Annotated in this window: 22 protein-coding genes; 12 read left to right on the top strand and 10 right to left on the bottom strand. The window is 67.8% G+C overall.

The features are described from left to right. Window positions 1–41 precede the first annotated feature (41 nt). The 6 genes from U5809_RS32605 (at window position 42) to U5809_RS32630 (ending at window position 5,398) form a co-directional block, all read left to right on the top strand. On the top strand, window positions 42–1,139 hold the full coding sequence (locus U5809_RS32605) for a toxic anion resistance protein (protein WP_322089559.1): 1,098 nt from the start codon (window positions 42–44) through the stop codon (window positions 1,137–1,139). 20 nt (window positions 1,140–1,159) lie between these two features. Next, the gene (locus U5809_RS32610) at window positions 1,160–1,900 is read left to right on the top strand and encodes a VWA domain-containing protein (protein WP_282505581.1); all 741 of its coding nucleotides are present in this window, start codon (window positions 1,160–1,162) and stop codon (window positions 1,898–1,900) included. Window positions 1,901–1,943: 43 nt separating this feature from the next. Continuing rightward, entirely contained in the window at window positions 1,944–2,960 is a 1,017-nt protein-coding gene (locus tag U5809_RS32615; RefSeq protein WP_322089560.1) for a DUF475 domain-containing protein, read from the top strand. A 100-nt stretch (window positions 2,961–3,060) separates the two neighbouring features. Continuing rightward, a complete protein-coding gene (locus tag U5809_RS32620) occupies window positions 3,061–3,717 on the top strand; it encodes a TerD family protein (protein ID WP_322089561.1) in 657 nt (218 codons plus the stop codon). 51 nt (window positions 3,718–3,768) lie between these two features. Beyond that, on the top strand, window positions 3,769–4,641 hold the full coding sequence (locus U5809_RS32625; protein WP_322089562.1) for a hypothetical protein: 873 nt from the start codon (window positions 3,769–3,771) through the stop codon (window positions 4,639–4,641). A 136-nt stretch (window positions 4,642–4,777) separates the two neighbouring features. Then, on the top strand, window positions 4,778–5,398 hold the full coding sequence (locus U5809_RS32630; RefSeq protein WP_322089563.1) for an HAD family hydrolase: 621 nt from the start codon (window positions 4,778–4,780) through the stop codon (window positions 5,396–5,398). 9 nt (window positions 5,399–5,407) lie between these two features. Here the strand turns inward: U5809_RS32630 and U5809_RS32635 are convergent, their stop codons facing one another. Beyond that, window positions 5,408–6,517: a fatty acid desaturase gene (locus U5809_RS32635; RefSeq protein ID WP_322089564.1), complete on the bottom strand. Its 1,110-nt coding sequence runs from the start codon at window positions 6,515–6,517 to the stop codon at window positions 5,408–5,410. Window positions 6,518–6,717: 200 nt separating this feature from the next. On the opposite strand from U5809_RS32635, the gene U5809_RS32640 reads away from it, so the two are divergent. Beyond that, the gene (locus U5809_RS32640) at window positions 6,718–7,755 is read left to right on the top strand and encodes an AraC family transcriptional regulator (protein ID WP_322089565.1); all 1,038 of its coding nucleotides are present in this window, start codon (window positions 6,718–6,720) and stop codon (window positions 7,753–7,755) included. Window positions 7,756–7,816: 61 nt separating this feature from the next. Here U5809_RS32640 and U5809_RS32645 read toward each other — a convergent pair whose 3' ends face one another. The 5 genes from U5809_RS32645 to cysD all read right to left on the bottom strand — a co-directional run bounded on the left by U5809_RS32645 (window position 7,817) and on the right by cysD (window position 14,683). Then, complete coding sequence (locus U5809_RS32645) at window positions 7,817–8,863, bottom strand: lactonase family protein (RefSeq protein ID WP_322089566.1); 1,047 nt, start codon at window positions 8,861–8,863, stop codon at window positions 7,817–7,819. Beyond that, on the bottom strand, window positions 8,850–10,217 hold the full coding sequence (locus U5809_RS32650; protein WP_322089567.1) for an MFS transporter: 1,368 nt from the start codon (window positions 10,215–10,217) through the stop codon (window positions 8,850–8,852). Before U5809_RS32650 ends, U5809_RS32645 begins: the two co-directional genes overlap by 14 nt. Window positions 10,218–10,462: 245 nt before the next feature. After that, complete coding sequence (locus U5809_RS32655; protein ID WP_322089568.1) at window positions 10,463–11,650, bottom strand: helix-turn-helix transcriptional regulator; 1,188 nt, start codon at window positions 11,648–11,650, stop codon at window positions 10,463–10,465. Window positions 11,651–11,780: 130 nt separating this feature from the next. Then, window positions 11,781–13,703 carry a sulfate adenylyltransferase subunit CysN gene (cysN, locus tag U5809_RS32660; RefSeq protein ID WP_322089569.1) on the bottom strand — a complete coding sequence of 641 codons (1,923 nt, stop codon included), beginning with the start codon at window positions 13,701–13,703 and terminating at the stop codon, window positions 11,781–11,783. Next, window positions 13,703–14,683, bottom strand: coding sequence for a sulfate adenylyltransferase subunit CysD (gene cysD, locus U5809_RS32665; RefSeq protein WP_322089570.1), 981 nt, complete (start codon window positions 14,681–14,683; stop codon window positions 13,703–13,705). The genes cysN and cysD overlap by 1 nt, the downstream gene beginning before the upstream one ends. Before the next feature lie 130 nt (window positions 14,684–14,813). Between cysD and U5809_RS32670 the strand changes: the two genes are divergently transcribed. Genes U5809_RS32670 through U5809_RS32685 form a run of 4 tightly spaced genes read left to right on the top strand, consistent with a single transcriptional unit; the run spans window position 14,814 to window position 18,944 of the window. After that, window positions 14,814–15,923: a DUF1214 domain-containing protein gene (locus U5809_RS32670; protein WP_322089571.1), complete on the top strand. Its 1,110-nt coding sequence runs from the start codon at window positions 14,814–14,816 to the stop codon at window positions 15,921–15,923. Then, window positions 15,920–17,113 carry a sulfotransferase gene (locus U5809_RS32675; RefSeq protein WP_322089572.1) on the top strand — a complete coding sequence of 398 codons (1,194 nt, stop codon included), beginning with the start codon at window positions 15,920–15,922 and terminating at the stop codon, window positions 17,111–17,113. The genes U5809_RS32670 and U5809_RS32675 overlap by 4 nt, the downstream gene beginning before the upstream one ends. 41 nt (window positions 17,114–17,154) lie before the next feature. After that, window positions 17,155–17,946, top strand: coding sequence for an SDR family oxidoreductase (locus tag U5809_RS32680; RefSeq protein ID WP_322089573.1), 792 nt, complete (start codon window positions 17,155–17,157; stop codon window positions 17,944–17,946). A 17-nt stretch (window positions 17,947–17,963) separates the two neighbouring features. Continuing rightward, complete coding sequence (locus tag U5809_RS32685; protein ID WP_176051601.1) at window positions 17,964–18,944, top strand: acetyltransferase; 981 nt, start codon at window positions 17,964–17,966, stop codon at window positions 18,942–18,944. Between the two features lie 61 nt (window positions 18,945–19,005). On the opposite strand, the gene U5809_RS32690 is transcribed toward U5809_RS32685, so the two are convergent. Then, complete coding sequence (locus tag U5809_RS32690; RefSeq protein WP_322089574.1) at window positions 19,006–19,458, bottom strand: nuclear transport factor 2 family protein; 453 nt, start codon at window positions 19,456–19,458, stop codon at window positions 19,006–19,008. Window positions 19,459–19,471: 13 nt separating this feature from the next. Then, entirely contained in the window at window positions 19,472–19,951 is a 480-nt protein-coding gene (locus U5809_RS32695) for an SRPBCC domain-containing protein (RefSeq protein ID WP_322089575.1), read from the bottom strand. Window positions 19,952–20,255: 304 nt separating this feature from the next. Between U5809_RS32695 and U5809_RS32700 the strand changes: the two genes are divergently transcribed. Next, on the top strand, window positions 20,256–21,734 hold the full coding sequence (locus U5809_RS32700) for a deoxyribodipyrimidine photo-lyase (RefSeq protein ID WP_322089576.1): 1,479 nt from the start codon (window positions 20,256–20,258) through the stop codon (window positions 21,732–21,734). A gap of 30 nt (window positions 21,735–21,764) precedes the next feature. On the opposite strand, the gene U5809_RS32705 is transcribed toward U5809_RS32700, so the two are convergent. Continuing rightward, window positions 21,765–21,887 carry a hypothetical protein gene (locus tag U5809_RS32705; RefSeq protein WP_282505564.1) on the bottom strand — a complete coding sequence of 41 codons (123 nt, stop codon included), beginning with the start codon at window positions 21,885–21,887 and terminating at the stop codon, window positions 21,765–21,767. Further along, entirely contained in the window at window positions 21,878–23,107 is a 1,230-nt protein-coding gene (locus tag U5809_RS32710) for an MFS transporter (RefSeq protein ID WP_322089577.1), read from the bottom strand. The genes U5809_RS32705 and U5809_RS32710 overlap by 10 nt, the downstream gene beginning before the upstream one ends. Between the last annotated feature and the right edge of the window lie 106 nt (window positions 23,108–23,213).

The following is a 23,213-nucleotide window of genomic DNA, read 5'->3' on the forward strand; positions in this document are numbered from 1 at the left end:
CAACACGTAGCAAAAAGCAGAAAAGGAAACGTGGTAGCCACATGAAGCCGCTATTCGATGACAAGAAATCCGATGCGGTAAGCGTCCGTCCTTCCACCCCGTCTGTGTCACCCGTCGCCGCGCCAGCTGCCGTCGCCGAGGTCGTCGTGCCGGGCGCACCGCCGACGGAGCATGCGCGCCTGATCACCGTTGACGAGATCGATCAGCTCGGCGCGACGCAGGGCACGCGGATCGCGGCCTTCTCCCAGCAGATTCTCGCGAGCGTTCGCGCGTCGGATGCCGACCAGTTCGGCGACAAGCTCAACGAACTGATCGCCACCGCGAAGGGGCTCGACCCGCGCGGCGCCGACAAGGGCGGGCTGCTCACGCAGGTCACGCGGCTGTTCCGCTCGACCAAGGAGAAGCTGCTGTCGCAATACGAGTCGGTGAGCAAGCGGATGGATACGCTCGTCGTCGAGCTCGAAAACCATGCGCAGCGGCAGAAGGCCGGCATCGACGAGCTCGAGCGGATGTACAACGACAACTACGCGCTGCACCAGGAGCTCGCGCAGTCGAAGGCGCACGGCGAAACGGCGCTCGCGACGCTGCGCGCGCATCTGGCGGCCGGCCAGCAGCCGGCGGACGATGCGTTCGCCGCGCAGCGCCTGCTCGACGTGAAGCGCAAGGTCAACGCGCTCGAAAGCAAGCTCGACGACCTCGATCGCGCAATGCTGATGTCGAAGCAGCTCGCGCCGCAGATCCGGATGGAGCAGGACCAGAAACGCACGCTGACGTCGAAGTTCATGACGATCAAGACCGTGCTGATCCCCGCGTGGACCAACGCGTTCGCGCTCTACCTCGAGCAGCTCAGCACGAAGCGCGCGGCGGCGCTCGCGAACGCGACGTACGACGCGGCCGACGAGGCGATCCGCGCGCAGGCCGACCTGAACCGCCAGAACGCGCAGGAAGTCGCGAAGCTCGGCCAGCGTCCGGTGATCTCGACCGATACGTTCGAATACGCGCAGCAGCAGCTGTTCGGTGCGTTCGACGACATCACGCAGATCATCGCCGACGGCAAGCGCCAGCGCGAGCAGGACGCGCCGCGCCTGCGCCAGCTCGAACAGGACCTGATCACCCGATTCGCTCCGAAGCACAACTGAGAGAACTGAGAGAACACCGCATGATTACGCTTGAGAAACGCGCGGCGAAGGTCGCGATCGTCCTCGAAAAACGCCAGATCCTGAAGCCGCCCGTCGTGCGTGTCGGCGCGGCGCTCGACATCTCGGGTTCCGCGAAGCCGCTGTACCAGTCGGGCGTGATCCAGGAGACACACGACCGGATCCTCGGCATCGCGCTGAAGTTCGACGACAACGGCGAAGTCGACACATGGACCTTCACCGAAGGCTACGACCGCCTGCCGACCGCGACGCCGGACAACTACGGCTCGTACATCTCGGATCACGTGCTCGAGGCACGGATCGAGAAGTGGGGCGGCACGCAGTACGCGCCGGTGATGAACGACATCGTCGACTTCTTCTTCCGCGCGCCGGAGCCGAAGCGCGAAGCAAAGCGCGGTTTCCTGAGCCGGCTGTTCGGCAGTGCGGACGACACGTCCGCGCAGGCCGCCTCCGCGCCGGTGAACGGCCATCTGCCCGCATGGGTGCTGTTCGTCACCGACGGCCAGAACCCGAAGAACGACCGCAAGCGCGTGCGTCAGCTGCTGGCCGAGTCGCAGCATTTCCCGCTGTACTGGTCGCTCGTCGGCGTCGGCGATCCGAGCGAATTCGGCTTCCTCGCGGAAATCGCGGACGAAATGCCGAACGTCGGCTTCCTGCATCTCGAATCGCTGAATATCAGCGACGAACAGATCTACGAACAGCTGATCACGCAGGAATTCTGCGACTGGGTGCGCGCGAAGTAAGCGCGGCCCGCACGCCCATTTTTCTGAACTCGATTACCCCATCATGTTGAAAGACTTCAAGATCCCGTTGTCGCTCACGGCGCTCGCGCTGATCGCGGCCTATCTCCTCGGCGGCGTGAAGGACATGCTGATCGTCGCGGTCCTGTGCGTGCTCGAAATTTCGCTGTCGCTCGACAACGCGGTCGTCAACGCATCGGTGCTGAAGAACTGGTCGGAGAAGTGGCGCAACCGCTTCATGGTGTTCGGCCTGCCGGTCGCGGTGTTCGGCATGCGGCTCGTGTTCCCGCTGCTGATCGTCGCGGTGATCGGTCACATCGGCCTGTGGGATGCGCTGACACTCGCGATCGAGTCGCCCGAGAAGTACGCGGCCGTGCTGACGTCCGCGCATCATGAGGTGTCGGCGTTCGGCGGCGCGTTCCTGCTGATGGTGTTCTTCAAGTTCATGCTCGACACCGAGAAGGACGAGCACTGGATCGGCTTCCTCGAAGGACCGATGCGCCATCTCGGCCGCATCACCGCGCTCGAAGTGGCGCTGACGCTCGCGATCGTGATCGTCGCGTCGTTCTACGTGCCGGCAGCCGAGCAGGTCAGCTTCCTGCTCGCGGGCGCGTTCGGCGTGATCGGCTTCGTGATCGCGCACGGCGTGGGCGACCTGGTCGGCGGCGGCGAGACGGGAACACGCGTGGTCCGCGAAGGCGTCGCGGGTTTCATGTATCTCGAAGTGCTCGATTCGTCGTTCAGCTTCGACGGCGTGATCGGCGCATTCGCACTGTCGAACAACATCTTCCTGATCGCGCTCGGCCTCGGCGTCGGCGCGGCCTACATCCGGGAGATGACGCTCGTGCTGCTGAAGAAGGGCACGCTCGCGCAGTACCGCTTTCTCGAGCACGGCGCGTTCTGGGCGATCGGTGCGCTCGCAACGATCATGTTCCTCGGCGTGAAGTTCGAGGTACCCGAGGTCGTCACTGGCCTGATCGGCGCGGCGATGATCGCCGCGGCCGTGTGGTCGTCGATCGTCGTGCAGCGCAGGGAAGACCGCACCGCGGTGGCGGGCGAATAAGCGCGCGTCACGCGCGTCACGAAAACCATCAACGAAGGGCCGCGCCGTGCGGCCCGGCATTGCCGCCGGCGCAACGGCGGTTCCAGCAGAAGAGGTTCAGATGATCAATTTGTCGAAAGGCGGTCGCGTCAACCTGTCGAAGGAAGCGCCCGGCACGCAGAAATTCCGCATCGGTCTCGGTTGGGACGCGAACGCAACGGACACGGGCACGGACTTCGATCTCGACGTGTCGGTGTTCCTGTGCAAGTACGACGCGCAGAGCAATCCGAGGCTGATCTCGGATCAGCACTTCGTGTTCTACAACAGCGAAGTGCGCACGATGGAGCGCAAGGACACCTTCATCCAGCCGGGCGACGATTTCCCGAAGCGCGGAATGCCGGCGTCGAAGTGCCTGGGCGTCGTGCATAGCGGCGACAATCGCACGGGCAGCGGTGATGGCGACGACGAAGTGATCTTCATCGACGTGACGAAGCTCGCGGCCGACATCGAGGAAATCTCGGTGGTCGTGACGATCGACCAGGCCGAAGCGCGTCGCCAGAATTTCGGGCAGGTGCGCAACAGCTACATCCAGATCGCCGACGAGGTGACGGGCGCGGTGATCGCGAAGTACGCGCTCGAGGAAGACTTCTCGATGGAGACGTCGGTGCAGGTCGGCAGCTTCTATCGCCGCGACGGCCACTTCATGTTCAAGGCGGTCGGCGCCGGTTACAACCGTGGCCTCGGCGATTTCGTGCGCGCGTACGGCGGCGCGGTCTGACTGGCGGCAGCCCGGCGTGCGGAACACCGCCGCGCCGGGCAGGAAGCGGCAATGACGAATCCGTCCGACGAGCCGAAGCAGCTCGAGTTCGATACGACGCCCGAGCGCACGCCCGGGCGTCTTGCGTTCGACGCGCCGCCCGCGGCCGATGCGCCGTCCGCGCGTGCGCCCGAGCGGCCCGCGCCGCAGGCGCTCGACTTCGGGCCGGCGCCGTCGTCCGATCGCGCCGTGCGCGCGGCGCCGGCCGAAGCGGTCGGCCGCGCGCTGTTCGGCGAATCGAACCACCCGCAGCTCGAAGCCTGCTTCCGCGCCGCGCAGGCCAGCTTCCCGAATCTTTATCCCGACTACGCGCCGCGCATCGAGCGGCACATCCGGCAACTGGTGCCGTTGAAGCTCGCGACGGTCGCGACGATCGGCGACGGCGCGCTGGAGACGGCCGGCAATCTCGTCGAAGCCGTCGCGGCGACGACGCGCGAATTCAACGAACTCGGCGCGGCCGACATGATGGCCGGGATGCTCTCGCAGGCGACGCGCAAGGCCGGCGTGTTCGAACGCTGGTTCGGCGCGGCGTCGGGGCAGGTCGACTACCGCGCGGCGATCGGTGCGCTCAAGCAGTCGCTCGGCTTCTTCCCGCGCCGCACCGAGGAGCTCGCCGCGAAGGTCCGCCATGCGGAAGAAAACCTCGTGGTCGTGCTTGCGGCGCTGAGCGCGGTGTCGGACGTCGTGCGCGCACCGGACGACGCCGGCGTCGAGCGCACGCTGTTCGACCGCCGCAACATCGTCGGGCAGGCCGTCCAGCAGATCCGCATGCAGCCGGCGCAACTGCGCGGGCTCGACGAGCGCGTGACCGATCTGCTGTCGCGCGCCGATCACCTGATGAACGTCGTGTTGCCGGCGGCATTCGCCGCGCGGCCGCAGCGCTGAGCAAACGGCACGGCGGCCATGCGCATGGCGGCGCGTGCAGCCGCTGCCCGAGCCACGCCGCATCACGGCGTTTCACGCGTGGCGCCGCGAGTCTGCTATCTTCCCGGGCATTCCATCGCTTTCCCGCCGATTCTCCATGACTGACCGCATCGTCGCCGCGTTCGATTTCGACGGCACCATCACGACTACCGACAGCTTTCGCCATTTCGTCCGCTACGCGGTCGGCACGCCGCGCTTCGCATGGGCCGGGCTGCGCGCGTTGCCGTGGATCATCGCGATGAAGGCCGGGCTGCTGTCGCGCGGCGACGCGAAGGCGAAGTTCGCGTCGTTCGCATTCGGGCCGATCCGCAAGGACGCGCTCGATGCGCAGGCGCGCACGTTCGTCGACAGCTATCTGCCGGGCCTCGTGCGTCCGGAAATGCTCGACCGCATTCGCGAGCATCGGGCGCGCGGGCACGAAGTCGTGCTGGTGAGCGCGTCGCCGTCGCTGTATCTGGAGAAGTGGGCGAAGACGGCCGGCTTCGATGCGGTGCTCGCGACGCAGCTTGCGTTCGAGGGCGGCAGGTTCGCCGGTCGGCTCGACGGTGAGAACTGCTGGGGGCCGCAGAAGGTCGTGCGGCTGCGCGGATGGTGGGGCAACCGGCCCCCGAAGCAGCTGTTCGCGTACGGCGACAGCCGCGGCGACAAGGAAATGGCCGAACTCGCGAACTGGTCGTGGATCCGCGGGCAGGGCCCGATGCCGCCGATCGGCGATTGATTCGGCGCGTTACGCGTCGGCCGGTGCCTGACGCGTCCCGCGCGACGGACGATAACCGCCCCAGCGATTCGCGCGCGCGAACGTGCCGACGTCGTTGAAGCGCACGCCGACTTCACGTAGCGCCGCATGCGCGGTGCGCACGGTCAGTTGCCGGATGTAGAACGGATCGCGCACCACGAAGTGATGGATCGCGTGCGTGCTGCCGAAATTGAAGCAGAACAGCTGGAACGGCACCATCCACCAGGGGTTCAGCACCTGCGTCTGCTGGATCACGTTGCGCGAATCGATGTCGCCGAAGTAGTGCATGTTCGAGCTGACGAAGTTGATGCAGAAGCTGCGCACGAAGTTCGGACCGAGCCACACCACCGCGAGGAAGTCGACGACATTCATCGCGCGCTCGACGACGGCCGGCACCGTCACCGCGTAGCCGAACGCATGCAGCGCGAACAGGCCGACGTGATAGACGACGAACGCATGCCACAGCGCGTAATACAGGTGACCGACCGGCATGTACGACGACACCTGCTCGACGCGCAGCTGCAGGCGTTCCGACGGATCCTGCACCGGCTGCGCGGCCACGTACTGCTTCACCTTGCGACGCATCGCGGCCGGCCGCAGCACGACGGCGAGCATGCCGTCGGCGATCATCAGCAGGCGCTTCACGCCCCAGCGTTCGCCATTCGTGATGCCGAATTCCTCGAGATCCGATTCGCCGCCCGACACCTTGTGGTGATGCAGGTGCATGCGCCGCCGCGTCCACGGGTTGATCGTGCCGGGCCGCGTGAGCCAGCACAGCGCCATCATCAGGTGATAGGCCCACGGCGTCTTCTTGAAGTACATCAGGTGGATCAGGTCGTGCTCGAGCTCGTGGATCAGCGACGTGACGAACGCGGCGAGCGGCAACGCGACGTACCACGCGATCGTGCCGCGCGCATACAGCCATGCGATCGCGAGCATCGCGCTCACCGACACGGCCATCACGGTTGCGCCGACGAGGTTCTGGTTGTCGAGCAGCGGAAAGCGCGCGCGGATCGCATCGCTGGCGGCGTTGACTTCGCGGCGGACGTACGCGACCTTGTCTGCGTCGTGGCGAAAGACGGTTCGTGCGGGTTGGCTCATCGAACGGAATCCGTGCGGAAAGAGTAGGGCGCAATGCCGATGTGACAAGCATAGGCGCCCGCCGGACCGCATGCGAGGGCCGCCCGTGCCAATGACGGTGTCATTTCGGGCCACGCTGGCCGCCGGGCTAGAGTGCCGCCGTGGTGTCATTGCGGGCCAGCGACGCTACAATCCGCCGAAACCGCTCCGGAGTCCGCCGCATGGTCCTGTCCGTCCCGGATGCCGCGCGCCAGTTGAACAAGGCGACGGTGTCGTCCGCGTATGCGTTGTTCATGCTGATGCTGGCCGAGGAGCGCGGCATCGACGGCGGCCGCATTCTCGCCGGCTCGGGCGTCGAGCGCGACCGGCTCGCGCAGCCCGATGCGCGCATCACGCCGCTGCAGCAGGCGGCGATCGTGTTCAATCTGCTCGACGCGACGGACGATCCGTCGATCGCAATCGAGATCGGCTTGCGCAGCAGCCTGACGAAAGCGGGGCTGATTGGCTTCGGGCTGATGAGCTGCGCGACGCTCGGCGAGGCGATCGCGCTCGGCATCCGCTACCTGCCGACGCGCGTGCCGTTCTTCTCGGTGCGGCTCACGCAGCTCGACGGCATCGTCGACATCGACGTGCTCGAAGCGTTTCCGCTCGGCAGGCTGCGCCAGTTCGCGGTCGAGAATTTCCTGGTCGAGACCGCGATCCTGTTCAATTCGCTGCTGTATCCGGCACCTGGCCGCACGCTCCAGTCGCGTGCCGAACTCCACTTCGAATGGCCCGAGCCGCCGTGGTTCGAGCGTTATCGCGCGCGGCTGCCGCGCTGCCATTTCGATGCGAGCGCGAACCGTATCCGTTGCGACGTCGCGCTGCTCGACGAGCCGATCGGCACCGCGAACGCGCAGACCGCGCAGATGATCGTCCAGCAATGCGAGGCCGAACTCGCGCGGCTCGGCTATGCGGAGAGCATCGTCGAGCGCGTGCGCAACCTGCTGATCTGCGGCGACGACGGCTATCCGTCGGTCGACGACGTCGCGCGCGAACTCCATGTGTCGGCGCGCACGCTCAAGCGCAAGCTCGCCGATTACGGTGCGACCTATTCGGCGCTGCTCGACGAGATCCGGTTGCGCGACGCGCTGCGGCTGCTCGAAGGCACGCGCCTGCCGGTCGACGAGATCGCGGTGCGCGTCGGTTATACGGATCGCGCGAACTTCACGCGTGCGTTCAAGCGCTGGACGGGCGTCGCGCCGAGCGAGCGGCGCTGAACGCGGGCGTGCATCGGCCTGCGTGGCGGGCGTGCCGATTCATGCCCCACGTTTCCTTTTCTCAGACGATCGCGATCCAGTTCGCGCCGCGTCCGCCCGGCACGCGTGCGTGCGGCGTCAGCGCACCGTCGTCCGGTGCGATTGCATACACCGCCACGTGTTCCGACTGTTCGCCGCAGGCGACGAGCCAGCGTCCCGACGGATCGATCGCGAACCCGCGCGGCTGCGTCTCGGTCGCCGTCGCGTGTGCGGGTTCGAACGCCCCGTTTTCGTTGCGGCGATAGCAGAGCAGGCGGCTCGACGTGCGCTCGCTGACATACGCGAAGCGTTCGTCGGGCGTCAGGTGCAGGTCGGCGGCCCAGACGGAAGGCTCGGCGGGCGCGGGCGGCCGCGCATGGCCTGGCGCGAGTTCGGCGATGGCCGGATGGCGCGGGCTCACGTGCGCATCGCCGAGCCGGCCGGTGTCGGGGTCGCGTGCAAAGGTCGCGAGCGTGGCCTGGAATTCGCTGACGACGATGAGCGTGCGGCCGTCATCCGCGAACTGCAGGTGACGCGGGCCGAAACCGGCCGGCACGCGCGTTTCGCCGTGTTCGACCGCACGCAGGCCGGCCGCATCCTCGACGAGCGCGAAGCCGAACACGCGATCCGAGCCGAGCGAGCTGACGTACGCGAAACGGTTGTCCGGCGACACGATCACCGAGTGCGCGTTCGCGATGCCGCCCGCGACCTGCAGCGGCGTACCGTCGCCGTCGCGGATGCGCGCGGCGTCGTAGAGGCTCAGCGAATTCCCGCCGTACGACGCGCCGAGCAGCCAGCGGCCGCTGCGCTCGAGCGACAGGTACGCGTGGCTCGCGTCGATCGCGGTCGTGCCGATGCGTGCGAGCACACCCGTGACGGCGATGCGGAAGGCGACGATCGTCGGCTGTTCGCCGCGCGTCGCGACGTACAGCCGTGCATGGTCGGCCTGTACGGCGATCGGCATCGCGACGTCGGCCGCCGGGTAGCGCGCGAGCGGCGCGAGTGTGCCGTCGCCGGCGAGGGAGAACGTGGCGAGGTCGCCGTCGGCGGCATTCGAGACGACGACGGTCAGGCGGTCAGTGTTCGGCATGGCGGAGCATCGAAGCGTTCGTGAAGGATGCGTCGGCCGGCAGGCCGCGCGGCGGATCGCTGCGCCGATGCGTGCGAGCGAACAGCGCGGCGACCGCGGCGACGAGCGAAGCGATCGCGAGCGCATACAGGCCGCCCGTGATCGAGCCCGTATGTTGCTTCAGATAGCCGAACGCCGTCGGCGCGACGAAACCACCGAGGTTGCCGACCGAGTTGATCAGCGCAATCACGGCCGCGGCCACGCGCGTGTCGAGATAGCCTTGCGGGATCGGCCAGAACAGCGACGACGCGGCCTTGAAGCCGAGCGCGGCGAAGCAGATCGACGCGAACGACCACACCGGATCGTGCGACGTCGATGCGAACAGCCCGCAGGCGGCGAGCACGAGCGCACAGGCGAGCCAGCGCTGCGGATGCTTCCATTTCGACGACAGTACCGCGAAGCCGTACATCGCGCCGATCGCGATCATCCACGGAATCGTGTTGTACAGGCCGACCTGGAAATCGGTGAGGCCACCCATCTTGCGGATGATCGTCGGCAGCCAGAACGTGGCCGCGTAGATCGTCAGCTGGATCGAGAAGTACAGGAAGCAGAACAGCATGATCTGCGGGTCGCGCAGCAGCGCGGTGGCGCGCACCGGCACGTTCGAGCGGACGTCGCGCGCCGCGCGTTCCTCGTCGAGCGCGTTCTGAAGCGCCGTGCGTTCTTCGGCCGTGAGCCACGTCGCGTCGCGGATATGCGATTTCAGCAGCAGCCAGCTCGCGCCGCACAGCGCGACCGAGAACAACCCTTCGATCAGGAACATCCACTGCCAGCCTTCGAGGCCGAAGCCGCGGATCGACAGCAACGCGCCGGTCACGGGCCCGGACAGCACCGACGCGAACGCGGAGCCGCCGAGGAAGATCGCCATCGCCTTGCCGCGCTCCTGCGGCGGCAGCCATTGCGACAGGTACAGCACGACGCCCGGGAAGAAACCGGCCTCGGCCACGCCGAGCAGGAAGCGCAGCGTGTAGAACGACGTGTCGTTCCATACGAACGCCATCGCGGCCGCGACGATGCCCCACGTCGCCATGATGCGGGCGAGCCACACGCGTGCACCGTAACGCTGCATCAACAGGTTAGACGGCACCTCGAACAACGCATAACCGACGAAGAACAACCCGGCGCCGAGCCCGTACGCCGCTGCGCCGATGCCGATGGACGCTTCGAGGTGGCGATCGACGAAGCCGACGTTCACGCGGTCGATGTAGTTCGCGATGAACATGATCAGCACGAGCGGCAGCACGTGCCACTTCACTTTCGAGACGGCGGACGCGAGCGGGTCGCGGCCGGGCAGGGCGGACGAGGGCGGGTTCAAGGGTGTCTCCGGTCGGGCGGCGGCGGACGGGGCGGCGGCCCGCGTCGGCGTCTGGGTAGCAGTCGATGTAGTATGTCGTCGTATGACATGGTACGCCTGAGTGCGGATGAAGACGTCGCGGGTTTACCCGAAAAAACCCAAATATTGGGGAATTTCACGAGGCTGGCGTGATGATCATCAATGTCTGATGACGTATGACATGAGCCAAGATAGCGCCGACCAACCAGCGCCTGGCCGCTGGCGCGCTACGCCATCGACACGACGCTGTTGAGCAGCGTCTTCACGAGCACGGCTTGCCGCGTCGCGCCCGTTTTCGCGAAGATGCCGCGCAGGTGCGCACGGGCGGTGTTCTTCGTGATGCCCGTCGCGGCGGCCGCTTCGTCGAGCGTCAGCCCGTCGACGAGCAGCAGCGCGATCTCGGTTTCCATCGGCGTGAGCCGGAACAGCCGGTGCAGCATGTCGCGCGACGTCTGCGGCGACGACGCGGGATCGCGCACGAACACCGCGACGGCCGGCCGGTGCTGGCGGTCCTCGGCGCCGCGATAGGGCGCGAGCGGGCGCAACAGCACGCTCAGCGGCATTGCGCCGCCGGGGCGCGACAGCGTGGTGGCTTCGATGCGCGTGAGCGCGCCGGCGCGGAAATGCTCGAGCGCGGCCTGCAGCGCTTTCTGCAACCGGCGCTCGTCGAGCGGGCACGACGCGTGGAGCCGCTCCTGGCGTACGCACAGCCCGTCCTGCTGCTCGATCAGCCGTTCGGCGATGCGGTTGCGCTTGATCACACGGCCGTCCTCGTCGACGATCGCGGTGCCGACATCGAGCCGGTCGACGGTGCCCGCGTACAGCGCGCGTTCGGCATCGAGCACATCGAATGCCGCATGGAGTTCGACCGCGCGCTGCAGGTGCGGCAGCAGCGTCGCGACCTGCGCGCGCTCGGCGGCGTCGAAATCGCGGCTGCCGTGTGCGCGGCTCACGAAGAACGCGCACTCGACGCCGCGTTCGCCGCGCAGGTTCGCACCGAGGATGTAGCGCAGGTCGAGCGGCTGCAGGTACTGACGGTAGAAGTCGTGCGCACGCCATGCGGTTTCGCCGAACAGCCGGTCGGCCGTGAAGACCTGGCCAGGCGGCTGGTCGAGAAACGGGCACAGCGCATAGAACTGCTCGCTGTACGACGGCTCGCCGGGCAGCATCGGGCCGTGCGTCGACGCGTTGATGATGAGCCCGTGCCGTGCGCCGCCCGGATTGCGCAGCACGAGCGTCGTGAAGCTCGCTTCGAGCCGTACGCGAGCCGCTTCGAGAAAGCCGGCCCACGGCGTCGTTTCCGACGGCCCCTGATAGACGAGCCCGAGCCACGCGCTGAGTTCGCGCGCCGTCCAGGCCGCGTCGTCGAAGCCGTCGTGCGTGGTCGTATCGCCGGGTGCCAGCGCGATCCGCATGCTCGTGTTCTCCTTGGTCGGGATGAAGGGTTCCCGGACCAGCATACCGGCCGGCTGGCGGCCCGCGTCATCCGAACGGAGTAGACGACGCGGGCCGGCGGGCAAGCATCGGGCCGCCCGCCTGCGGCGCTTACGCCGCGCGCTCGCGCAGCAGGTACGCGACGATGCGATCGGCTGCTTCTTCTGGCGACTCGGCCACCGTGTCGACGCGCAGTTCGGGCTGCGCGGGCGGCTCGTACGGCGAGTCGATGCCCGTGAAGTGCTTCAGCTCGCCGCGCCGCGCCTTTTTGTACAGGCCCTTCGGATCGCGCTCCTCGGCGACCGAGAGCGGCGTGTCGACGAACACTTCGACGAACTCGTCGGGACCGACGAGCGCGCGGGCCATCTCGCGTTCCGCGCGGAACGGCGAGATGAACGACACGAGCGTGATGAGCCCCGCGTCGAGCATGAGCCGTGCGACTTCGGAAACGCGCCGGATGTTCTCCACGCGATCGGCCTCGGTGAAGCCGAGATCGCGATTGAGCCCGTGCCGCACGTTGTCGCCGTCGAGCAGGTACGTGTGCTTGCCGAGCGCGTGCAGCCGCTTTTCGACGAGGTTCGCGATCGTCGACTTGCCTGCGCCCGACAGCCCCGTCAGCCACACGATGCGCGGTGTCTGCGCCTTCTGCATCGCGCGCGCGTCGCGATCGACGTCGACGGCCTGCCAGTGCACGTTGTGCGCGCGGCGCAGCGCGAAGTGCAGCATCCCGGCACCGACCGTGTCGTTGGTGAAGCGGTCGATCACGATGAAGCCGCCCGTATGACGATTGCGGTCGTACGGATCGAACGCGACGGGCCGGTCGAAGCTCAGGTTGCACACGCCGATCTCGTTGAGCGCGAGCGTGCGCGCGGCGAGATGCTCGCGCGTGTTCACGTCGATCTTGTACTTCGGCGTCGCGCAGGTCGCGCCGACCGTCTGCGTGCCGAGCTTCACGAGATACGGGCGGCCGGGCAGCATCGGCTCGTCGTGCATCCACACGAGCGTCGCCTCGAACTGGTCGGCGACTTCCGGCGGTGCGTCGGCGCTCGCGATCATGTCGCCACGACTGATGTCGATCTCGTCGGCGAGCGTGAGCGTCACTGCGTCGCCGGCGCGCGCGATGTCGTTGTCGCCGCTTTGCGTGATCACCGATGCGACACGGCTCTCCTTGCCGGACGGCAGCACGCGTACGCGCTCGCCGACGCGGATCTCGCCCGACGCGATGCTGCCCGCATAGCCACGGAAGTTCAGGTGCGGACGGTTGACCCACTGCACGGGCAGCCGGAACGGCTCGTCGCGCGTCACGCGCGCGGCGAGCGGCAGGTGGTCGAGATGCTGCATCAGCGACGCTCCGGTGTACCACGGCATCCGCGCGCTGGGCGCGATCACGTTGTCGCCGCGCAGCGCCGACATCGGGATACTGACGATGTCCGCGAGCCCGAGTTCGGCCGCGAACGCGCGATAGTCGGCGTCGATGCGGTCGAACACGGCCTGGCCGTAGTCGACCAGATCCATCTTGTTGATCGCGAGCACGACGCGCTTGATGCCGATCAGCGCAACGAGATGGCTGTGGCGGCGCGTCTGCGTGAGCACGCCCTTGCGCGCATCGATCAGGATCACCGCGAGATCGGCGGTCGACGCGCCGGTGATCATGTTGCGCGTGTACTGCTCGTGGCCGGGCGTATCGGCGACGATGAACTTGCGTCGTGCGGTCGCGAAGAAGCGGTACGCGACGTCGATCGTGATCCCTTGCTCGCGCTCGGCCGACAGGCCGTCGACGAGCAGCGCGAAATCGAGTTCGCCGCCTTGCGTGCCGACCTTCTTCGAATCGGCTTCGAGCTGCGTGAGCTGATCGTCGAACAGCATGTTCGACTCGTACAGCAGCCGGCCGATCAGCGTGCTCTTGCCGTCGTCGACGCTGCCGCAGGTGATGAACCGCAGCAGGTCCTGGGTTTGCGTGGGCGCGTCGCCGGTCGCGGGCGCTTCGGGGGTGTGGCGCGCGAGCTCGTCGGGCGCAATGAGTACGTGTGCCATCAGAAATATCCCTCCTGTTTCTTCTTTTCCATCGAACCGGCCGAATCGCTGTCGATCAGTCGTCCTTGGCGCTCGGATGTGCGCGTCTCGCGCATTTCCTGCAGGATGTCGTCGAGCGAGCTCGCATCGCTGTCGATCGCGCCCGTCAGCGGATAGCAGCCGAGCGTGCGAAAGCGCACCTTGCGCATCTGCGGCTGCTCGCCGTCGCGCAGCGGCAATCGTTCATCGTCGACCATGATCAACGCGCCGTCGCGTTCGACGACGGGCCGTTCCTTCGCGTAGTAGAGCGGCACGATCGGAATGTCGTGAAGCTGGATGTACTGCCAGATGTCGAGCTCGGTCCAGTTCGAGATCGGGAACACGCGCAGGCTTTCACCCTTGCGTTTGCGCGCGTTGTACAGCGACCAGAGCTCGGGGCGCTGGCGCTTCGGGTCCCAGCGGTGTTGTTCCGAGCGCAGCGACACGATGCGCTCCTTCGCGCGCGATTTCTCCTCGTCGCGGCGCGCACCACCGAACGCGGCGTCGAAGCCGTAGTGATCGAGCGCCTGCTTGAGCCCCTGCGTCTTCCACACGTCGGTGTGCACGGCCGAGCCGTGCGTGAACGGGTTGATGTCGTTCGCGACGCCCTCGGGGTTGATGTGCACGCGCAGGTCGAGGCCGAGGCGCGCGGCCGTCTCGTCGCGAAACGCGATCATTTCGCGGAATTTCCACGTCGTATCGACGTGCAGCAGCGGAAAGGGCGGCTTCGCCGGGTAGAACGCCTTCATCGCGAGATGCAGCATGACCGAGCTGTCCTTGCCGATCGAATACAGCATCACCGGGTTCTCGCTCTCGGCCACCACCTCGCGCATGATGTGGATGCTTTCGGCCTCCAGCCGCTCCAAGTGGGTCAACATCGTTCGTCTCCTTGTTTCATGCCGGTGCCGCGCGACATGTGCGGCGTTTCGTGCATGACGCCAACGGTATCGAGCGAGCGGCATGCCGCTCTTCGTCCGGGTGGACTAAACCGTCATGCGGCGGCGGAGCGGATCTTTCCTTAGTCCACCCGGACGAAGTGGCGCGCGGCGGCGGCGCTTAAGGTGAGCGCTCGACCATCGGCGGAGACGACACATGACGGACGACACACGTGCCACGCAATTGCTTTCGGGCCAGACCTGGGCCGATTTCTGCGACACCCTGAAACGCAGCGGAGAACAGATCCTGCGCGCCGAAGCGCCGGACGATCCGCTGACACGCGCGGAAGGCTTCCGCTACCTGAGCCGGCTGATGCGCATCGCGCTCGAAATGCACGTCGAGTTCGCGGACGGCGCGTGGCCCGGCTTTTTCTCGCCGTCGCATGAGACCGCGAAGATCGGCGCGGACAATCCCGACAACCTGTACCAGTACGCGCGCCTCGACGGCCGCTGCGAATATCGCGTGACGGGGCGGCGCGGCACAGTCGCGTACCTGAGCTTCGGCACGCAGAAGGGCGGCTACGAAACCGACGGCAAGATGCTGCAGACGGGCTTTCTCGACGCGAAACAGCTCGAGATCGCACCGGACGGCAGCTTCGAGATCGTGCTGGGCGAGACGCCGCGCGCGGGCAACTGGGTGCGCATGGAGCCGGGCACGAACGCGCTGCTGGTGCGCCAGACCTTCCTCGACCGGCGCACGGAAACGCCTGCGCAACTGAAGATCGAGCGCATCGGCGCCGACGCTCGGCCGGCGCCTCTCGATCCGCTCGTGCTGCAGGGCGGCCTCACGCGCGCCGCGCAATTCGTCGAGCAGACGTCGAAGCTGTTCGCGGACTGGGCCGCGAGCTACCGGTCGCACGTGAACGCACTGCCGCCCGCCGACCAGGCGCTGTGCCAGTCGGTCGGCGGCGACCCGAATATCTACTACTACCACTCGTGCTGGGCGCTGGCCGACGACGAGGCGCTCGTGATCGACGTCGACACGGTGCCCGACTGCGACTTCTGGAACGTACAGCTCAACAACTACTGGATGGAGTCGCTCGACTACCGGCACTTCGACATCTGCGTGAACAAGCACAGCGCACGGTTGAATGCCGACGGCGGCGTGACGGTCGTCGTTGCGGCCGCGCGGCCGGGCGACGCGAACTGGCTCGATACGGCCGGACATCGCACCGGCACGATCTGCTGGCGCTGGGTCGGCGCGGCGCAACCGGTGCATCCGCGCACGCGCGTCGTGAAGCTCGCCACGCTGAAGGAGGCCGCATGAACGCGCCGCTCGACCAGATTCGTACACTGCTGGCTCCCGACGGCCTGATCGCCGAGGCCGTGTCGCGCACGGGCGGGCTCACTGCGTTCGGCGACGGGCCGTATCGCGAGGCGCTCGACGTGATGTGCGCATCGCTGATCGACGAAGCGAAGCTGTCCGCACGCGGCGCGCAGATGATGCGCGAGAAGCTCGTCGGCCAGCTCGTGAACCGGCTCGTCGTCGAGGATTACTTCGGGCGTCATCCGGAAATTGCGGATATCGCGATCGACGATCCGCTCGTGATCGTCGGCCTGCCGCGCACGGGTACGACGCTGCTGCAGCGGCTGCTGGCCGTCGATCCGCGCTTTCATTCGGCTGCATGGTGGGAAACGCGCTACCCGGCGCCGCTCGCCGGCGAGACGCTCGACGCGCCGGCCGTGCGCATCGCGCGCGCGCAGGCCGAGGTCGCGATGATGATCGACTGCATTCCGCAGATCCTGACGATCCATCCGCTCGATGCGATGCTCGCCGACGAGGAATTCATGCTGATGGAGCATTCGTTCGTGTGCGCGATGGATTCGTACGCGAACGTACCGCGCTACACGGCGTGGCTCGCGCGGCAGGATCTCACGCCGGTCTACACATACCTGAAGCGGATGCTGCAGTTCCTGCAGTGGCAAAAGGCGCGACGTGGTGTTGCGCCGGCGCAGCGCTGGCTGCTGAAGACGCCGCAGCACCTGCATGCGATCGACGTGCTGTGCCGCGTGTTTCCGCGCGCGCAGGTCGTGCTCACGCACCGCGATCCCGCGCAGACGATTCCGTCGATGGCGAGCATGGCGCACACGCTGTGGCAGATGTATGCCGACGAACCCGATCCGCTCGCCGTCGGCGCGCAGTGGAACGCGGGGATGGCGCGCGCGATCGGCGCGGCGATGGTGGCACGCGACGCGCTGCCGGCCGACCGGTTCCTCGACGTGCGTTTCGAGGACACGGTGTCGAATCCGCTCGGCGTCGCGGAGGCCGTGTATGCGTTTGCCGGCATGCCGCTCGATGCCGCGCAGCGCGCGGCGATGACCGACTGGATGGCGCGTAACGGCCGCGACAAGCGCGCCGCGCACGACTATTCGATCGCGCGTTTCGGCTTCACCGACGCGCAGCTCGCGCACGACTTCGCCGCGTATCGCGCGCGGCACCTGCGGGCGGCCGGCTGACGGCCGCGCCCGCGAGACGAACGACAACCAGGAGACAACCCATGTTGCTGAAAGACAAGATCGTCGTGATTTCCGGGATCGGGCCGGGGCTCGGTGTGAAGCTCGCGGTCGAGGCCGCACGCGAAGGTGCGCGCGGCGTGGTCGTTGCCGCGCGCACGATGGAAAAGCTCGATGACGCGCAAGCGCGGATCCGCGCGCTCGGCGTCGATTGCGACGTGCTGAAGGTGAAGACCGACATCACCGACCGCGTGCAATGCCGGCAGCTTGCGACGCGGGCCGTCGAGCGTTTCGGCCGGATCGATGCGCTCGTGAACAGCGCGTTCGTGCACGGCGCGTTTCCGGAACCGATGGAAGAAGCCGACCTCGACGGCTGGCGCGCGGTGTTCGACACCAATGTGTTCGGTACGATGGCGCTGACGCAGGAAGTCGTGCCGCACATGAAGCGGCAGCAGCGCGGCGCGATCGTGATGATCAACACGCAGGCGACCCGCAAGCCGTTTGCAGGCGAGGGCGGCTACGCTGTATCGAAAGGGGCGCTGTCGGTTGCGGCAAAATACCTGGCACGCGAACTCGGCGTGCACGGCATTCGCGCGAACAGCATCCACATGGGCTGGATGTGGGGCGTGCCGACGCAGACGTATTTCCGGCAGGCGGCCGCCGAATACGGGATGACGGAAGAGCAGATCATTGCGCCGATCGCGTCTAATATTGCGCTCGCGAAGCTGCCGACCGACGACGATTGCGCGCGCGCGGCACTGTTTCTCGCGTCCGACTACGCGAACGCGGTGACGGGCGCGACGCTCGACGCGAACGGCGGCGATTTCATGCCTTGACGATGGAGCAACGGATCATGCAGGACAACCAACACGCGCGGCATTTTTTCGCGTTCAACGGCGACGCCGACGGCCTGTGCGCGCTTCAGCAGCTGCGGCTCGCGGAACGCGTGCACGGCACGCTCGTGACCGGCGTGAAGCGCGACATCAAGCTGCTCGAGCGGATCGACGCACATGCGGGCGACATCGTCACGGTGCTCGACGTGTCGCACGACCAGAACCGCGACGCATGCGCACGGCTGCTGCGCGACGGCGCGACGGTCCGCTATTTCGACCATCACTTCGCGGGCGAGCTGCCCGACGATCCGCGTTTCGACGCGCATATCGACACGGCGGCCGATGTTTGCACGAGTGTGATCGTGAACCGCCATCTCGGCGGCCGGCACGTGCGCTGGGCGATCGCCGCGGCATTCGGCGACGAGCTGCCGGCGCTCGGCGACGCGCTCGCGCGCGAGCACGGGATCGACGAGGCCGAGCGCTGCACGCTCGCCGAACTCGGGCTCTACCTGAACTACAACGCGTACGGCGAGTGCGTCGGCGATCTGCACTTCGATCCGGCGGCGCTCGCCGACGCGATGCTGCCCTGCGCCGAGCCGCTCGATTTCGTGCGCGGGACCGACGTGTTTGCCGCGCTGCGCGACGGCTACCGCGACGACATGGCGCGCGCGTGCGCGCTCGCGCCGCTGCGCGAGGTGCCGGGCGCGACGCTCGTGAGGATGCCGGACCATCCATGGGCGCGACGCGCGACGGGCATGCTCGCGAACGAACGGATGCGCAATGCGCCGCATGCGGCGCTCGCGGTACTGTCGCCGCGCGCGGACGGCGGGCTCGTCGTCAGTGTGCGCGTGCCCGACGGCCGGCCGCTCGGCGCCGACGAGTTCTGCCGCGGCTTTGCGACCGGCGGCGGGCGCAAGCGTGCGGGCGGTATCAACCATCTGCCGGAAGCCGAGTTCGACGCGTTCGCCGAGCGTTTCGAGGCGGCGTTCCGGCTCGATTGACGCAGCGGCCGGCCATGCGCGCACCGTGCGGCCAATGCACGATGCGCGCGTCCTGGCCGGCTCAGCCGGTCGCGCCCGCGAGCGCGGCCGGCACGTTGTGACCATAACAACGCTCCTCGACGCGTTCGGCAATGCGCCAGCCGTGCGCGGTGCGCACGAACCGGTCGACGTACCACAGCCCGAGAAACATCACCTGCGTCCCGCCGTCCGGCAGCGCGACTTCCATCGGATTGAAGCAGATCGTGCGGCCGCGCGCGGTGTCGCCATCGAGCCGGATCGACAGGTTGCCGACCATATGCTGGTACTGCGGAAACTGCGGCAGCACGGTGAGCAGCCACGCCTTCACGTCCGGATAGCAGCCGGCAATGCCGCCCATCGCGCGGTAGTCGATCGCCGCGTCGGGCGTGAAGACAGCGTCGAGCGCGTCGAAGTCGCGTGCATCGATCGCGCTCGAATACGCGACGACCAGCTCACGGATGTCGTGGTGGTCTGACAGGGTTTGCAGATCGGGCATCGGCCGCTCCCGGTCACGCGCTTTTGCGCTTGCGTGCCGCATGCAGGGCTTCGGCGCGCTGTTTCACGTCACGTGCGCACTGGTCGAATCCCTGTTTCACCCAGGCGCCGTGTTGCTGCATGATCGTGTCCGCGTTGACGCCGAGGAACTGGTCGGTCGTGAAATAGCGGCAGCGCTGCTCGCCGATCGCGTCGATGTACTGGTCGCGGCGCGCGGCGTCCTTGTTGTCGTCGGTCGGGCGCTGCTCCCACGACAGCAGCCGCTCGGGTTCGTAGGCGATGAGGGTTTCGCTGACGGGAATCACGGTCTCCGTGCCGGGAATGCGAACCTGCATGTGCACGAAATCGCCGAGCTTGCCGGTCGTTTCGAAGCCGACGCAAAACGTATTCCATTCGCCGTAGCGCGGGAAGTCGGTCAGCACTTCCCACACGACGGAGGCCGGCGCGTCGATGTCGACGGTGATCGAGGTGACGAGATTCGAGGGTTTGGTCATGGCGGTGTATCGGATGAGGCTGCGTGCGCCCCGGGTGGCTGGAGGCTGCGCAGCGGTCGGAAGGGTTCGCGCCGGTATCGGCCGGCGCGCGTGACGGGTGCAGGTCGGGCCGCGCAGCGCGGCGCGGTGCACCCGACATCGAGCGTAGGCCGGCACACGCTGCGGAGAATCGTCGGAACGGACTAAGGCGTTTCACCGGGCACGACGGTGCGATTGCAGCGACCGTCGGCGCGTCGAACGTCGACACCGCGCGGCGCAGCCGCGACAATACGCATCTCCTTCCACATTCGTCATCGAGGTGCCCGTGCCCGCCAAGTCGTCCGTTGCTCCCGCGATCGTCTGGTTCCGCGACGATCTGCGCGTGACCGATCAGCCCGCGCTGACGCGCGCGGTCGAGTCGGGCCGGCCGCTCGTCTGCGTATTCGTCGACGACACCGGCGACGGCGCAGGGCGCCCGCTCGGCGGCGCGGCACGCTGGTGGCTACACGGTTCGCTGGCCGCGCTCGACGCCGCACTCGCGCGTCATGGCGGGCGCCTGTTGCTGCTGCGCGGCGACGCGCAGCGCGAGATCGAGCGTGTCGCGCACGATACGGGCGCGCAAGCCGTGTACTGGAATCGCCGCTATGCACAGCCACAGCGCGATGCCGATGCGGCGCTGAAGGCGTCGCTCAAGGCGCGCGGCGTCACGGTCGAGAGCAGCAACGGCAACCTGCTGAGCGAGCCGTGGGAGGTGCTGACGGGCAGCGGCGGGCCGTACCAGGTGTTCACCGCGTACTGGCGGGCGGCGCGCCGCGATCGCACCGTCCCCACACCGCTGCCGGAGCCCGAGCGGATCGCGTTTTTTTCGTGGCCCAAAGCCGTGCGCGACCGTGCGCTGGCGCTTGACGCGCTCGCGCTGATGCCGCATGCACCGGACTGGGCCGGCGGCCTGCGCGACGCCTGGCCCGCGCCTGACGAAGCCGGCGCGCACGCGCAACTCGACGCATTCCTGACGACCGCGCTAGCCGGCTATGCGGACGCGCGCGACCGTCCCGACCGCCCGGCGACGAGCCGGCTGTCGCCGTTCCTGCGCTTCGGCAACGTGTCGCCGCGACAGGTATGGCACGCGGTGCAGGCCGCCGCGCATGCCGGTGGCGCGGCGTATGCCGCGGACGCCGACAAATTCCTGAGCGAGCTCGGCTGGCGCGAATTCAGCTACACACTGCTGTATCACTTTCCGGCGCTCGCGACCGACAACTTCCGCGCGCAGTTCGATGCGATGCCGTGGCGCGACGATCCCGCCGCGCTGTGCGCATGGCAGCGCGGGCTGACCGGCTATCCGCTCGTCGATGCGGGCCTGCGCGAGCTGTGGGCGACCGGCTGGATGCACAACCGCGTGCGGATGGTCGTCGCATCGTTCCTGATCAAGCATCTGCTGATCGACTGGCGCGCGGGCGAAGCGTGGTTCTGGGACACGCTGGTCGATGCGGATCCGGCGAACAACGCGGCGAGTTGGCAGTGGGTGGCCGGCTGCGGTGCCGATGCCGCGCCGTACTTCCGCATCTTCAATCCGGTCGCGCAGGGGCAGAAGTTCGATCCGGACGGCGCATACGTGCGGCGCTGGGTGCCTGAACTCGCGGGCCTCGACAACGCGTCGATCCATGCGCCGTGGGAAGCGTCGCCGATGGAACGCGAGGCTGCCGGCGTGCGGCTCGGCGTCGACTATCCGGAGCCGCTCGTCGAGCATGCGGCCGCGCGTGCCCGCGCGCTCGATGCGCTGGCCGCATTGCCGAAGCGCCGCTGACCGTCAACCCCGGCGGCACGATTCGCCGCGTCAGTTGCAGAACGCGACGTGTTCGAGCAGCGCATACGCGACGTCCGGATCGAAGTAGGCCGCGCCGCACCATGTGACGAACGCGAGCACGCCGGCCGTCAGCGCCGCACGGATCAGGCCCATGCCGTGTTGCCGGATGCGGGCCGCGCGACGCGCGCGTCGTCGATCGGCAGGTGCAGCAGCGCCGCGAGCACGCCGAGCGCGATCGAGCCGATCCACAGCGGCATGTACGAGTGCGTCGCGTCGTACACGACCGCCCCGAGCCAGACACCGAAGAAGCTGCCGAGCTGGTGCCCGAAGAACACGAAGCCGAACAGCGTCGCGATGTAGCGCACGCCGAACACCTGCGAGATCACGCCGTTCGTCAGCGGCACCGTGCCGAGCCACGTGAACCCCATCACGGCCGCGAAGACGTACACGCTCGCGGGCGACAGCGGCGCGGCGACGAATGCGGCCATCGCGAGCGCACGCACGAGGTACAGCACCGACAGCACGTACTTGCGCCGCAGCAGCCCGCCGAGGTGGCCGCATGCATAGGTGCCGGCCACGTTGGTCAGCGCGATCAGCGCGAGCGCGACGCTCGCGTGGCGCGCCGGCAGCCCGTGATCGAGCAGGTACGCGGGCAGGTGTGTCGCGATGAACGCGAGCTGGAAGCCGCACGCGAAGAATCCCGCGTTCAGCAGCCAGAAGCCGCGATGCGCGAACGCCTCGCGCACGGCTTCGCCGATCGACTGGTCGGGGCCGGCGGCGGCGACCGCCTGCACGGGGCGATCGCGCAGCAGCACGGCGAGCGGGGCGAGCAGCGCCGCGACGAGCGCCAGCGCGATGAACGCATGCCGCCAGCCGATGCCGCCGATCAGTTCCTGCGCGACGGGCACCATGCAGAACTGGCCGAGCCCGCCGATCGCGCCCGCGACGCCGAGCGCCCAGCCGCGCCGCTCGGGCGGAAACAGGCGGCTCAGCGCGCCGTAGATCGACGCGAACGCCGAGCCCGACAGCGCGATGCCGATCACGAGCCCGGCGCCGACCGTGAACAGGCCGGTCGTGGCTGCCTGCGCCATCGTGACGAGCCCGGCCGCATACAGCAGCATCCCGGCGACGATCACGCGCACCGAGCCGAAGCGGTCGGCGATCATCCCTGTGAACGGCTGCGCGACGCCCCAGATCAGGTTCTGCAGCGCCAGCGCGAGACCGAACGCTTCGCGCGACCAGCCGTGGTCGAGCGAGACGGGCGCGAGGAACAGGCCCTGCACATGGCGGACGCCGAGCGCGACGCCCATGATCAGGCCGCCGGCCAGCACGGGCAGCCAGCGTCGTCGGACTTCCTGCTCGATCGGGGTCATGCGCGTCTCCGGATGAAGGGGCGCGGCGAAACGGCCGCGCTCGATCCGATTAGACGATCGCGCCCGTTGTCGCTCAAGCGATCATTCGGTCAGGTTGGCATGCGTG

The organism is Burkholderia sp. BCC1999, from assembly GCF_905339975.1.
Lineage (GTDB): Bacteria > Pseudomonadota > Gammaproteobacteria > Burkholderiales > Burkholderiaceae > Burkholderia.

Bases quoted from the DNA above. Each gene is read 5' to 3' on its own strand.
- U5809_RS32710 (WP_322089577.1), bottom strand. From the start codon at position 23,107: ATGACCCCGATCGAGCAGGAAGTCCGACGACGCTGGCTGCCCGTGCTG.
- U5809_RS32680 (WP_322089573.1), top strand. From the start codon at position 17,155: ATGTTGCTGAAAGACAAGATCGTCGTGATTTCCGGGATCGGGCCGGGG.
- U5809_RS32630 (WP_322089563.1), top strand. From the start codon at position 4,778: ATGACTGACCGCATCGTCGCCGCGTTCGATTTCGACGGCACCATCACG.
- U5809_RS32690 (WP_322089574.1), bottom strand. From the start codon at position 19,458: ATGCCCGATCTGCAAACCCTGTCAGACCACCACGACATCCGTGAGCTG.
- cysD (WP_322089570.1), bottom strand. From the start codon at position 14,683: ATGCCGCTCGCTCGATACCGTTGGCGTCATGCACGAAACGCCGCACAT.
- cysN (WP_322089569.1), bottom strand. From the start codon at position 13,703: ATGGCACACGTACTCATTGCGCCCGACGAGCTCGCGCGCCACACCCCC.
- U5809_RS32655 (WP_322089568.1), bottom strand. From the start codon at position 11,650: ATGCGGATCGCGCTGGCACCCGGCGATACGACCACGCACGACGGCTTC.
- U5809_RS32635 (WP_322089564.1), bottom strand. From the start codon at position 6,517: ATGAGCCAACCCGCACGAACCGTCTTTCGCCACGACGCAGACAAGGTC.
- U5809_RS32610 (WP_282505581.1), top strand. From the start codon at position 1,160: ATGATTACGCTTGAGAAACGCGCGGCGAAGGTCGCGATCGTCCTCGAA.
- U5809_RS32670 (WP_322089571.1), top strand. From the start codon at position 14,814: ATGACGGACGACACACGTGCCACGCAATTGCTTTCGGGCCAGACCTGG.
- U5809_RS32620 (WP_322089561.1), top strand. From the start codon at position 3,061: ATGATCAATTTGTCGAAAGGCGGTCGCGTCAACCTGTCGAAGGAAGCG.
- U5809_RS32645 (WP_322089566.1), bottom strand. From the start codon at position 8,863: ATGCCGAACACTGACCGCCTGACCGTCGTCGTCTCGAATGCCGCCGAC.
- U5809_RS32640 (WP_322089565.1), top strand. From the start codon at position 6,718: ATGGTCCTGTCCGTCCCGGATGCCGCGCGCCAGTTGAACAAGGCGACG.
- U5809_RS32695 (WP_322089575.1), bottom strand. From the start codon at position 19,951: ATGACCAAACCCTCGAATCTCGTCACCTCGATCACCGTCGACATCGAC.
- U5809_RS32605 (WP_322089559.1), top strand. From the start codon at position 42: ATGAAGCCGCTATTCGATGACAAGAAATCCGATGCGGTAAGCGTCCGT.
- U5809_RS32675 (WP_322089572.1), top strand. From the start codon at position 15,920: ATGAACGCGCCGCTCGACCAGATTCGTACACTGCTGGCTCCCGACGGC.
- U5809_RS32685 (WP_176051601.1), top strand. From the start codon at position 17,964: ATGCAGGACAACCAACACGCGCGGCATTTTTTCGCGTTCAACGGCGAC.
- U5809_RS32705 (WP_282505564.1), bottom strand. From the start codon at position 21,887: ATGGGCCTGATCCGTGCGGCGCTGACGGCCGGCGTGCTCGCGTTCGTC.
- U5809_RS32615 (WP_322089560.1), top strand. From the start codon at position 1,944: ATGTTGAAAGACTTCAAGATCCCGTTGTCGCTCACGGCGCTCGCGCTG.
- U5809_RS32625 (WP_322089562.1), top strand. From the start codon at position 3,769: ATGACGAATCCGTCCGACGAGCCGAAGCAGCTCGAGTTCGATACGACG.